Genomic DNA, 11,888 nt, shown 5'->3' on the forward strand with positions numbered 1-11,888 from the left:
TTTTGAATTTTTTAAAAACTAGCTGAACAGAACTGTCTCCAGATATTTTTTCCTGAGCTTCTCCCGGGAGCGCATTAGCCTCATTTTCACCGCACTTTCTGTCATTTTGAAAATGAGGGCAATTTCCCGAATAGTGCGATTGTCGAGATATTTCAGGTATAAAAGGGCTTTTTCTTCAAGATTCAGCTGACTCAGGGCGGTTTTCAAACTGATGGTATTTATTTCTTCAACTTCGAAAACCCGCTGTATATCGAAGTCGTCCTGCTGATCAGCATTCTCTGCATAAATAGTCACAATCCTTTTACGCCCGGATCGTACCAGGTCCATGCACTGGTTGTAAGTAATTGAAAAAAGCCAGGTAGAAAATTTCGCATCCTCTTTGAAAGTGCTCATTTTGGAAAGCAACTTCAGGAATACGTCGTGGGTTAGGTCCTGCGCCCGGGATGTATCTTTCGTGAATGAAAGACATTTTTGATAGACTTTGAGCACGTAGCGCTCGTAAAGCTTTTGGAAGTAGTAATTGTCTCTGGAATCTAAGAAAAGCTTGACTAATTCTTCATCAGATGCACTATGCGGAACATAATCGTTAAATAGATTTTCAATCATCCGGCAGTCGAAATATTACTAATAGTGTGTATAAAAAAACCAAGAAGGACTTTAATTTTTTGTAAATATTAAAAAACAACGCCTGGTATACAAGTACATACCAGGCGTTGTCAACATTATTTTATTAACGGGAAATATTAGCCCCCGATCGCTACGCGTTTGAAGGACTTAACTGTAAGCCCTTTGCTCGTTTTTTCCAACAACTGACGAATTGTAAGAGAAGAATCTTTAACAAATTCCTGGTTTAGCAGGGTATTGTCTTTGTAAAACTTCTGAAGTTTGCCCTGAGAAATTTTTTCAAGCATTGCTTCCGGCTTACCTTCCGCACGCGCCTGCTCTTTTCCAACTTCAATTTCGCGCTCAATTGTAGCAGCATCAACTTCATCTTTGTCAAGAGCAATAGGTTTCATCGCTGCAATTTGCATCGCAACGTCTTTACCCAATTCAGTAACATCCGTTCCGTTCACACCGTTGAATGCTACCAATACACCCAATTTTCCATTAGAGTGAATATAAGGCACAACCTGGTCAGCAGTTACGTTTTCGTAAGCAGTGATTTCAAGCTTTTCTCCCAATTTACCAACCAGATCAACGATATGCTCGCTAACCGGACGTCCGTCTGCAAGTGTAGCAGCAAGCAAAGTCTCTTTGTCGGAAATGTCGTCGGCAACAGCTTTTTCCAAAATGCTTTTCGCCAGATTTTTGAAATCTTCTACATTAGAAACCGGCTCAGTTTCGCAAGCTAATGCGATCAGCTTTCCGTTTGTTCCGTCAGCACTGATCTCAACAACCACTGTACCTTCTGAAACCGCGTTATCAGCGCGTTTTGCAGCTACTTTTTGTCCCTGCTTACGTAGAATATCAACGGCTTTGTCAAAATCGCCATCAGCTTCCTGAAGTGCTTTTTTGCAATCCATCATGCCTGCGCCGGTCATTTGGCGGAGTTTGTTTACATCTTGTGCGGTAATTGCCATGATTTGGTTTGTATAAATTTTTATTTCTTTAAAAAAATGATAGCCCATAGCGAAATGGCTATGGGCTATTTTTATCTAATCAGATACAAACATGGATTCAGAACCCAAGCCATATCGCCCTAATTATTATTCTCCATCACTTTCAGCCGGTGCCTCTTCCGCAACTTCTGCACGTGGTGCAGCAGGAGCAGCTTCTTCATTGCCTTTGTCAGCCTGACGTTTGGCTTCTTCTTCCTCAACCAGACGCTGATCGTCTTTATCTTGTTTGCGTTCCATCAAACCTTCTTCGATCGCTTTTCCAATCGCGAGGGTAACTAACGAAATTGCTTTGTAAGCATCGTCATTACTTGGGATTGGGAAGTCAACTAATTCAGGGTTTGAGTTCGTGTCGCAGATTGCAAAAATAGGTATGTTCAACCTTTTTGCTTCTGAAACTGCAATGTGCTCGCGTTTTACATCAACGATGAAAAGGGCAGCAGGAAGACGGGTTAAGTCAGCTACACCACCTAACACTCTTTCCAATTTATCCTTTTCACGTGTAAGCATCAGGCGTTCTCTTTTCGCGATATTGCTAACCGTGGTTTCGTCTTTTAGCATCTTCTCAAGAGTCTGCATTTTTTTCAAAGACTTGCGAATTGTGCCGAAGTTTGTAAGCATACCACCCAACCAGCGATCAGTTACGTAAGGCATTTTAAGGCGTTTCGCCTCTTCCGTTACGATTTCCTGTGCTTGTTTTTTAGTAGCAACAAACATGATCTTACGTCCTGAACGAACGATTTGCTTCAACGCAGCCTCAGCGTCATTGATGCAGCTCAAAGTTTTGTTCAGGTCAATGATGTGGATCCCGTTCTTCTCCATGAAGATATACGGAGCCATACGTGGATCCCACTTGCGGGTAAGGTGACCAAAATGGACACCTGCATCCAATAGTTCTTTATATTCTATTTGTGCCATTGCAGATTTAAAATTTTGAATGTTTTGAAATTACGCAGCACGAAGCATCGGGCACGATAAGCAACGTCTGGACAATTTGTCGTCAGTAAGTGTCATTTGTTGTCATTAATGGTCACTTGTTGTTTTTAATAAGAACAATAAATGACCCACTGACTATAAATGACCACAAATGACCATTTCTTATTAACGTTTCGAGAACTGGAACCGTTTACGAGCCTTAGCGCGTCCGTATTTCTTACGTTCAACCATACGAGGGTCACGGGTAAGAAATCCTTCTTTTTTCAACGCACCACGGAATTCTCCGTTGTATTCGCAAAGTGCGCGGGAAACAGCCATACGGATTGCTTCCGCCTGTCCTGAGATCCCGCCGCCTCTTACATTTACTTTAAGATCGTAACCATTACCTCCGCTGATCACAGCGAAAGGTTGCTGAAGAACGATCTGGTGTACTTCAAATGGAAAGTATTCTTTGTAATCGCGACCGTTTACTTTAATATCTCCTTTGCCTGGCGTCATATAAATACGAGCCACAGCTGTTTTTCTTCTACCTATTGTGTTGATCACTTCCATGAATTACAACTGGATTTCTTTTGGTTGCTGCGCGCTGTGCGGATGTTCCGGCTTTGCGTAAACAAACAGATTAGTAAACAAACGACGTCCCAAACGATTCTTTGGAAGCATACCTCTTACGGCTTTCTCAATCACACGTTCTGGGTGTTTTTCGAGCAACTCACGGGGAGTTTGAAAACGTTGACCTCCCGGATAGCCAGTATGACGAACATAAATTTTGTCGGTCATCTTTTTTCCTGTCAACTTAATTTTATCGGCGTTGATAATGATAACATTATCACCACAATCCACATGAGGAGTGTAACTGGTTTTGTGTTTGCCTCTGATAATTTTAGCAACCTCACTGGCCAAACGACCAAGAACTGCATCCTGAGCATCCACAACAACCCACTCCTTGTTTACTGTGTTTTTGTTCGCCGAGATGGTTTTGTAGCTTAACGTATCCACGATTAACAAAAAATTTAATTGATTTTCAATATATTACACTGTAACAAGACAGTCCCATCGCAAAATGGGAGTGCAAATATAGAGTTTAACAAATTGAATTACAAGTATGTTTTGGAAATTTCGGACGACGGCGGGCTCTGTGAGGCTATTTGACAGAAAACAAAACTAGTAGATCGGAAAGCTTACAGCTGCATAAGGTAATCCATAAAAATTATAAGCGCGGCGTTGTCTGTTATCAAGTAACACTTTAGTATTATTTCTTTCCTGGGTTAGATAAGCAATCTGGCCGTGGACGTAGCCTAGTTTCAACCCGAATCGTTTTGTTAAAAATATCCGCGCGTATACCTCAGATTGGCCATTGTAGTTCTTCAAAGCCAATGGTACAAGATTGAGGATCACAGGTGAAGTGGAAAGCCACTGACCATAATTTGGCTTCCCTGTCCCGCTTCCTATCAATTTATCATAATACCCGCGTCTGCGTGAACCGAGTGACGCGCCGATCAAATCGGTATTAACGCCCAGGTCGATCCGCCAGAAACGAAGGTTGATCCCGGCTACAAAACTGACACCATTTGCTGAAATATTGTCGAATTCAAGAAAATCTGTATCCGACTTTTTAGAATACAAATTGGTCCTGCCTGCATAATATCCCCACGCCCGAAGCCCGAGCCCGAAGCGCAGCCAGGGTACATTATTTGGGCTTATTTCTTCATGATAAAGAATAGAAGGTGCCCAGGATGTGCTGTTAAAACCAGAACCTACATCAATTCCCGCACTCACCTGCGACTGGCGCTGGCCGGTTACGGTATTACTGAACAGGATTAAAGCAAAAAACGGTAGTATGTGAAGTGCCTTCATTCTTGAATACGCAAATGTTATTGACCGAAAAGATATGTTAAAAAGATCCTGAGAAGCAAATATAGTTTGCAGGATGCGAAGATTTGCGATATTGCGGATTTCCGGTACGAATGCGTATTTAAAGATTTATAAAACCTTGATCACTAAACCCATGAAAAATTTCTTACCCAATCTCACAACATTATTTACGCTTGGTTTAATGCTGTGTCTGACCTTGTGTTCATTCCCATTAATAGCACAGGATGTTGATAAACTAGGCTTTCGTCCGCTTTTTAACGGGAAAAATCTCGACGGCTGGGTTGATGTCAATACTTCCAAGGAGACCTGGAAAGTGAAAAACGGCACACTGATTTGTTCCGGCAAACCGATCGGAGTAATGCGCTCTGATCGCCAATATGAAAATTTCATTCTGGAAGTGGAATGGAAACACATGGAGGCGGGCGGCAACTCAGGTATATTCGTCTGGAGCGAAGGCACGCCGCAGGAAAATGACCCGCTTACCAAGGCGATCGAAGTACAAATGCTCGAACTCGAATACGCACCTCAGCATAATGCAACCGAAGACTACGTGCACGGCGAATTATTCCCAACCATGGGAATGACTGCGATACCCGATAACCCGCGCGGTATCAGAAGCAAGTCTCTTGAAAAACGCTGTAAAGGAAAAGGCGAATGGAACAAATATGTGGTAGTGTGCGTCGACGGAACCGTGAAATTATCAGTAAACGGGAAATTTGTGAACGGGTTACGCGCCTCTGAAAGAAAGAAAGGCTATATCTGCCTGGAAGCCGAGGGTGCGGAGATACACTTTCGCAATATGCGCATTATGGAATTGCCGGGCGGCATTACTTCTCCGGAACAAACCGCGCCGCTCGTTAACTAGTCAGTCGGGTCTTTTTACGCAATATTTATAGCTAGACAAATTTTACTTATTCATGAAAATTTCCTTCGTAGGTGCCGGGAATGTAGCCTGGCATCTTGCTCAGGCTTTCGAAGAGGCTGGCCACTGGATTTGCGAAGTTTACAGCAGGGACACCCAAAAAGCGCGTCAACTGGCTTCCAATCTGTACGATACCAATATCCAGCCCGACCTCAACTTTTCAGAAAGCGAGGCAGAGGTGATCGTGATCGCGGTAAGTGACGATGCAATCGAAAGTGTGATCGAAAGAATTGTATTGCCGGAAGGCGTTATTCTGGTACACACATCAGGCACGCGCTCACTGGCGGAATTCCAAAATCTGGTGGAGATATATAGCGACGTTTTTGTTCATACCGGTGTCTTTTATCCGCTGCAAACCTTCACGAAAGATGTCGAAATGGACTACCGGGATCTTCCTTTTTGTATTGAATCAAAAACTGAACTGATTGAAAACAAACTGATCGCGCTCGCACAGAGTATCAGCGACCAGGTTAGCCGGACCGACTCCGACGAAAGGTTTATACTCCACGTAGCTGCCGTTTTCGCAAGCAATTTCACCAACTATCTCCTTACCGTTTCACACGAACTGCTGGAAAGGGAGCAGTTAAGTTTTGACTTACTGAAACCACTGATACAAACTACGATTTCCAAAGCACTGCAGTCAAACGATCCGTCGCTGGGACAAACCGGCCCGGCTCGCCGCGGCGACTGGAAAACGACGGGCCGGCATCTGGAATACCTGCAGGAAACCAATGAGGACTGGACCGAGATTTACAGACTGCTGACCGACAAAATCAGGAATACCTACATTTCGAAATAGCAAAAACACCGTCTGGAAAAAAGTTAGCCTATATTTGCAGCATTCCCAATTGACCATTTTCATGAGTTCTACGTTAACGGAACGGTTCAGCCAGATTACCACTTTCATTTTTGATATCGACGGCGTGATGACCGACGGCAGTGTGATCGCCCTCGAAACCGGCGAGCAGCCCAGGATTTTCAACGTACGCGATGGTTATGGGATCAATCGCGCGATCAAAATGGGTTACAGAGTGGCTATTATCTCCGCGCAAAGTCAAATGGGCGTGCGCAAGCGGCTCGAATATCTGGGTGTGAAGGATATTTTCATTGGAACTTCTCCCGACGGGAAACTGCCTGTTTTCAAAAAATACCTTGCAGAAACCGGTCTGAATATAAATGAGATTGTTTTCATGGGCGACGACCTGCCCGACTACGAAGTAATGCGAACCGGCGTAATGGCTGCTTGCCCGGCTGACTCTGCCGAAGAGATCCTCGCTTTATCCGACTACATATCTCCTAAAAATGGCGGACACGGCGCAGTTCGCGACCTGATTGAACAGGTAATGAAGGTGCAGGGGAAATGGATGGCGTGGTTTGAATAATTGAATCCGAAGTGGAAAAAAGGCGTTACTTCCCCAATTTGAACGGCGTTCGCTGCATCGCTGCGGTTTTGGTTATTTTTCATCACCTCGAACAGGCCAAACATGCACTGGGAATTGCTAATATGTACGAAGTGCCTATTGTGCAGCATGCCGGCAGGCTGGGTGTGGGCCTGTTCTTCGTCCTCAGCGGCTTCCTGATCACTTATCTTTTGCTGGATGAAAAAGGCCGTTTTGGTAATGTCGACGCGAAGAAATTCTATCTGCGGCGCGTATTCCGCATCTGGCCTATTTACTTTCTGATCATCGGTCTTTCCTTTTTCGTTTTCCCGCATATTGATTTGCTCGATTACCCGGGTATCGACGAGAAGCTGGCAACTGACGCAGCCGAGCGGCTTATCCTTTTACTTTTGGTATTCCCAAATTACGCTTTTGTTTTATACGATCTCCCCTATTGGTGCGCACAAACGTGGTCGATCGGAGTGGAAGAGCAGTTTTACTACCTCTGGCCCTGGCTTATTAAATACCCGAAACGCAGTATTCCGATTGTGATTTTGTTTCTGGCTTTGAGTGCCGCACTCCTGTACATCGGGCTCGAAATTGCCGATCCTACTGAAGAAGCGCGAAAGTCGATGATAAGTACTTTTCTGGGGCAGTTTAGGATACAGACTATGGCGCTGGGTGGATTATGCGCGTGGCTGGTTTACACTGGAAAAGATAGATTTCTGGATATTATTTTCAGAAAAGATATACAGATTATCGGTTACACCCTGCTATTGATACTCTTCTTTTCAGGCGTGCATTTCTTTGGTTTCCTTGAAGTGTACGCGTTGTTTTTCGCATTCTTTATTCTGAATGTATCCTGCAACCCGAAGTCCATTATCAGTCTGCAAAATCCGGTCATGGAGCATTTGGGGAAGATTTCTTACGGATTGTACCTGTATCACGTGGTAGTGATTGTATTGATTATTACCATTTTAAACAGGTATATTCCTGAGTGGAGTGGCACTTCCTACCAGGTTGGACTCTACGTGCTGACACTACTGGGCTCCGTTGCGGTAGCCTCGCTTTCTTTTTCTTACTTTGAACAGCCTTTGCTCAGATTCAAGGACAGAAAATTCGGCAGATAAACTTCCTTAATACTATTGATCCGCCAGCTCCGACATTTTATAAAAATGCAGGTTTTGCGCTTTTGCCTCTTTCAGGATCGTTTCCAGAAAATTTACATTAAATCCATATTCACCATTTTCGGGTGCTTTGTAAAGTGGTTCGTGTCCAAACAGCATCAACGCAGTGCGCGTCTCTTTTGCGCGCCGGATCGCTTCTTTCATGGCAGTTTCAGTCAGCCCGGTATCGGTATCTATCAATAGCGCATCTACGGATTTTTCTTTTTTAAAATCATAAAAAATCCAGGGCATTAATCGCGGCGCCAACGCATAAATCTGAAACCCAAGCAGTTTTCGTTTCGAGATCGCCACGTCGCGAATGATTTTGAACCCATTTGCATACAAAACCGAATCCACCGTTTCATTGTGATTTCCACCTGGGTGCGCGTAGGAAGTGGGTGTAAATCCTGCTGCATTCATATATTTCATTCCAGGCTCGATCTCAGTAGTATAATATCCTTCCGGGCCGCCGGCTGCGATGATCTCAGTAGATTTTCCGTGCGTCGTACTATGAAACGCAATCTCGTGTCCGTCATTTTCCAGTTGCTTTAATTTCAATATTTCATCCGTAGTCAGACTGTCGGAGCAGGTAATATAGAATGTAACCTTTGCCCCGTATCTCTGAAAAAGCGGCCTCAATGCGTACCATTCATTGATGAAATGATCGTCAAATGAAATAGCGACACCCGCACGATTCTGCTCACTACCTTTTTGCTGGCAGGATAACGTATAAAATCCAATTAAAATCAGCAGCAATTTCAGCGCAAATGTTCGCTTTCTTCGGGGTATGCAATGTTTCAATACTTCGGGAATGAAATGTTATTTTCGCTAAATTAATCACACAAATGAAAATACTTCACACGGCAGACTGGCATATCGGTAAAAAACTCGACCTCTATTCAAGACTGGAAGAGCAGCGGCTGGTACTGGAAGAAATATGTGAAATCGCCGAAAATGAGCAGGTCGACGCTATTGTTATCGCAGGTGACCTTTTTGACAATTTCAACCCGTCATCGGAAGCTACGGAGTTACTATACAGTACATTACACCGACTCTCAGCAAACGGAACACGTGCGGTTATTGCCATCGCCGGTAACCACGATTCCCCCGAGCGCATTCAGGTACCCGATGCTCTTGCGAAGGTCTGCGGGATATTGTTTGTAGGTTTTCCAAATACCGAAGTAAAAGCTTTCTGCACGCAGGGAAAAGTCGAGATTATCAGAACAACGCGGGGTTTTATTGAAATAACACTTCCCAACTGCGACTTCCCACTCCGTATTTTGCACACACCTTATGCGAACGAACAACGCCTGAAAACGTTTTTGGGCGTGGAAGATTCCGAAGAGCTGTTGCGGCTGCATTTGCAGGAACACTGGAAAAAGCTGGCTGACGAATACCTAGATGATAAAGGTTTCAACCTGCTGGCTACTCATTTATTTGTAATGAAAAAAGGCGAACCTGTACCGGAAGAGCCCGAAGAAGAGCGGCCGATCCTGCATATTGGCGGCGCGCAGGCTATTTACACTGAAAATTTCCCTGAAAATGTGCACTACATTGCACTCGGACATTTGCATAGATATCAGGTAGTTGACAAAAAACCTGCTCCCGCCGTGTATTCAAGCAGCCCGCTAGCGTATAGCTTTTCAGAGTCCAACCAGACTAAATATGTGGTGATACTGGAAGCGGAAGCAGGAAAATTGATCAGCTACCGGCCGGTTGAATTATTGAAAGGAAAAAAATTGAGAAGAAAAAGCTTTCAGAGCATCGACGACGCGATTGTGTGGCTGGGCGAATATCCAGAGGATCTGATCGAATTAACGATCGTTTCCGATAATTACCTCGAAGCCTCGGACAAGAAACGGTTGATGGAGGCGCATCCGGGCATTATCCAGATCATTCCCCAAATCAAAAAGCCCGAGCTGGCAGAAGCCACTTCCGGAGTAGACCTTTCACTCAGTATGGAAAAGCTTTTTCAGGAATACTTCAAAAGCAAAAACAAAGGCCAGGAACCGTCGGAAGGATTATTGGAGGTATTTCGTGAGGTATTAGGAACCGAAGGAGAATAATAGATAAGTGAGGATCGAAAAGCTCCGGTAGGAGCCCCCCTGTTTATAGAAAAATACGACCCGGAAAATACAACGACTCCGGCAGGAGTCTCCTCCGGAGACCACACATTTTTTATTGCCGATGCTATAAACAGGGGGCCACCCCGTGGCCTATTTTCGCCTTCAAAGCTCATTATATAGCAAAATAGGCTATTCCTCCTGGAATAGCCTATTTTGCATCTGCTACATTTACATATTTCAACTCGCTCTTCTTAGCTTCGCTTCAATCGTTTGTTGCGTGTGCGGTACGATGCGTAGGCGCTCTTTGGGGATTAGTTTGCCTGTGTCGATGCAGACACCGTATGTGCCGTTCTTGATGCGGATCAATGCGTTTTCAAGCTGCACTGAATATTTCTGTAAACGGGCGGCCAGCTGGCTGAGGTTTTCGCGCTCACTCGCATCTGCTCCGTCTTCTACCAGCTTCGCCGAACCTGCCGTAATGTCCGTTCCACTATCATTTTTCTTGCTCAGTCCTCCTTTAATATAATTCAGTTCACTCATTGTTGCATCCAGCTTCCCACGAATCAACTCTTCAAATTCCCTTAATTCTTCCTCTGAATATCTTGTGCGTTCTTCTTGCATGATCTTAATGATAATTATGTTAATCTATATTAAGGAGCGTTTTCAACTATAAAAATACGAGTATTCCGGCTATTTACGTATACTTCAAAAGATGCAAACGCTTTCCTACATGAAACTTACTAACATTGATATGAGGGACTATAACCTAACAAAGCCACAACCTCTTTCAGGATATGGCTTTGTGTTATAACATGATTGTACTATTTGTAAAGTACCGATTTGACTGCTTCAACAACGCGCTTCGTATTCGGCAATATCTCTTCAATTAAAGTCGGTGCGTAAGGCAAAGGCACGTCGCGGTTCGTTACCCGCACTACCGGCGCATCCATGAAATCAAATGCGTGACGTTGGATATGGTAAGTTATTTCTGTTGAAATAGATGCCAGCGGCCAGGCTTCTTCCACTACCACGCAGCGGTTTGTTTTCTTTACAGATTCAATAACAGTCGCATAGTCAATAGGACGAACTGTTCTCAAATCAACCAGCTCCACGTCGATACCTTCTTTTTCCAGTTGGAGAATAGCCGGCATTACCACACGCGGGATCATTTTACCAAAAGAAACAATAGTAACATCTTTTCCCTGACGTTTGATATCAGCTTTGCCCAGCGGGATCAGATATTCTTCGTCAGGAATCTGCATTTTATCACCGTACATTACCTCGGATTCCATGAAGATCACCGGGTTATTGTCGCGGATGGATGATTTAAGAAGTCCTTTTGCATCGTAACCGTTTGAAGGAACAACAACTTTCAGACCTGGTGTATTCGCATACCAGTTTTCAAAGTTCTGAGAGTGCTGTGCGCCCAGCTGACCTGCATTTCCGGTTGGCCCGCGGAATACGATCGGGCAACCGTACTGGCCGGCAGACATCGAAAGGATTTTCGCAGCGCTATTGATGATCTGGTCGATCGCAACAAGTGAGAAGTTGAAAGTCATGAATTCGACGATCGGGCGAAGTCCGTTTCCGGCTGCTCCTACCGCGATTCCAGCGAAACCAAGCTCGGCAATCGGCGTATCGATCACACGTTCCGGCCCGAATTCGTCCAGCATTCCCTGACTGGCTTTGTAAGCACCGTTATATTCTGCAACCTCTTCCCCCATCAAAAAGATACTTTTGTCAAGGCGCATCTCTTCCGACATTGCGTCGCGAATGGCATCTCTGAATGCTAATTCTTTCATTCGTAATTGTATAATTATTTAATCTTAGAAGAAACCTTCGCAAAATCCAGCCAACTAATCAACTACTTTGCCCGGTTACATTAAAAGAGGTTTGATAGACTTGTTTTCAAAACGTATTGTAAAATT

General features: G+C 44.3%; 14 protein-coding genes. 5 read left to right on the forward strand and 9 right to left on the reverse strand.

The window, feature by feature from the left end:
- Positions 1-18: 18 nt before the first annotated feature.
- From LZG94_RS22260 to LZG94_RS22285, 6 genes are all read right to left on the reverse strand, one after another.
- Positions 19-606: an RNA polymerase sigma factor gene (locus LZG94_RS22260; RefSeq protein ID WP_233793906.1), complete on the reverse strand. Its 588-nt coding sequence runs from the start codon at positions 604-606 to the stop codon at positions 19-21.
- Between the two features lie 137 nt (positions 607-743).
- Positions 744-1,580 (reverse strand): translation elongation factor Ts, encoded by an 837-nt coding sequence (gene tsf, locus LZG94_RS22265; protein WP_215236318.1) that lies wholly within the window; start codon positions 1,578-1,580, stop codon positions 744-746.
- A gap of 126 nt (positions 1,581-1,706) precedes the next feature.
- The gene (gene rpsB, locus LZG94_RS22270) at positions 1,707-2,534 is read right to left on the reverse strand and encodes a 30S ribosomal protein S2 (protein ID WP_233793907.1); all 828 of its coding nucleotides are present in this window, start codon (positions 2,532-2,534) and stop codon (positions 1,707-1,709) included.
- 183 nt (positions 2,535-2,717) lie between these two features.
- Positions 2,718-3,104, reverse strand: a complete 387-nt coding sequence (gene rpsI, locus LZG94_RS22275) for a 30S ribosomal protein S9 (RefSeq protein ID WP_026631735.1) — start codon at positions 3,102-3,104, stop codon at positions 2,718-2,720.
- A gap of 3 nt (positions 3,105-3,107) precedes the next feature.
- A complete protein-coding gene (gene rplM, locus LZG94_RS22280; RefSeq protein ID WP_233793908.1) occupies positions 3,108-3,551 on the reverse strand; it encodes a 50S ribosomal protein L13 in 444 nt (147 codons plus the stop codon).
- 165 nt (positions 3,552-3,716) lie between these two features.
- Positions 3,717-4,409 carry a hypothetical protein gene (locus LZG94_RS22285; RefSeq protein ID WP_233793909.1) on the reverse strand — a complete coding sequence of 231 codons (693 nt, stop codon included), beginning with the start codon at positions 4,407-4,409 and terminating at the stop codon, positions 3,717-3,719.
- 151 nt (positions 4,410-4,560) lie between these two features.
- Here LZG94_RS22285 and LZG94_RS22290 point away from each other — a divergent pair, with 151 nt between their 5' ends.
- The 4 genes from LZG94_RS22290 to LZG94_RS22305 all read left to right on the forward strand — a co-directional run bounded on the left by LZG94_RS22290 (position 4,561) and on the right by LZG94_RS22305 (position 7,858).
- Positions 4,561-5,292: a DUF1080 domain-containing protein gene (locus tag LZG94_RS22290; protein WP_233793910.1), complete on the forward strand. Its 732-nt coding sequence runs from the start codon at positions 4,561-4,563 to the stop codon at positions 5,290-5,292.
- A gap of 52 nt (positions 5,293-5,344) precedes the next feature.
- Positions 5,345-6,148 carry a Rossmann-like and DUF2520 domain-containing protein gene (locus LZG94_RS22295; protein WP_233793911.1) on the forward strand — a complete coding sequence of 268 codons (804 nt, stop codon included), beginning with the start codon at positions 5,345-5,347 and terminating at the stop codon, positions 6,146-6,148.
- Between the two features lie 61 nt (positions 6,149-6,209).
- The gene (locus tag LZG94_RS22300; RefSeq protein WP_215236313.1) at positions 6,210-6,731 is read left to right on the forward strand and encodes an HAD family hydrolase; all 522 of its coding nucleotides are present in this window, start codon (positions 6,210-6,212) and stop codon (positions 6,729-6,731) included.
- Positions 6,732-6,742: 11 nt separating this feature from the next.
- A complete protein-coding gene (locus LZG94_RS22305; protein WP_233793912.1) occupies positions 6,743-7,858 on the forward strand; it encodes an acyltransferase in 1,116 nt (371 codons plus the stop codon).
- A gap of 12 nt (positions 7,859-7,870) precedes the next feature.
- Here LZG94_RS22305 and LZG94_RS22310 read toward each other — a convergent pair whose 3' ends face one another.
- Positions 7,871-8,650 carry a polysaccharide deacetylase family protein gene (locus LZG94_RS22310; RefSeq protein ID WP_233793913.1) on the reverse strand — a complete coding sequence of 260 codons (780 nt, stop codon included), beginning with the start codon at positions 8,648-8,650 and terminating at the stop codon, positions 7,871-7,873.
- A gap of 89 nt (positions 8,651-8,739) precedes the next feature.
- Here LZG94_RS22310 and LZG94_RS22315 point away from each other — a divergent pair, with 89 nt between their 5' ends.
- Complete coding sequence (locus tag LZG94_RS22315) at positions 8,740-9,960, forward strand: exonuclease SbcCD subunit D (RefSeq protein ID WP_233793914.1); 1,221 nt, start codon at positions 8,740-8,742, stop codon at positions 9,958-9,960.
- Between the two features lie 237 nt (positions 9,961-10,197).
- Here LZG94_RS22315 and LZG94_RS22320 read toward each other — a convergent pair whose 3' ends face one another.
- Both LZG94_RS22320 and LZG94_RS22325 read right to left on the reverse strand, forming a co-directional pair.
- Positions 10,198-10,584, reverse strand: a complete 387-nt coding sequence (locus LZG94_RS22320) for a TraR/DksA C4-type zinc finger protein (RefSeq protein ID WP_215236377.1) — start codon at positions 10,582-10,584, stop codon at positions 10,198-10,200.
- A gap of 197 nt (positions 10,585-10,781) precedes the next feature.
- On the reverse strand, positions 10,782-11,762 hold the full coding sequence (locus LZG94_RS22325; protein ID WP_215236309.1) for a pyruvate dehydrogenase complex E1 component subunit beta: 981 nt from the start codon (positions 11,760-11,762) through the stop codon (positions 10,782-10,784).
- Positions 11,763-11,888: the final 126 nt, after the last annotated feature.

Source organism: Dyadobacter sp. CY343, assembly GCF_021390335.1.
Classification (GTDB): Bacteria; Bacteroidota; Bacteroidia; order Cytophagales; family Spirosomataceae; genus Dyadobacter.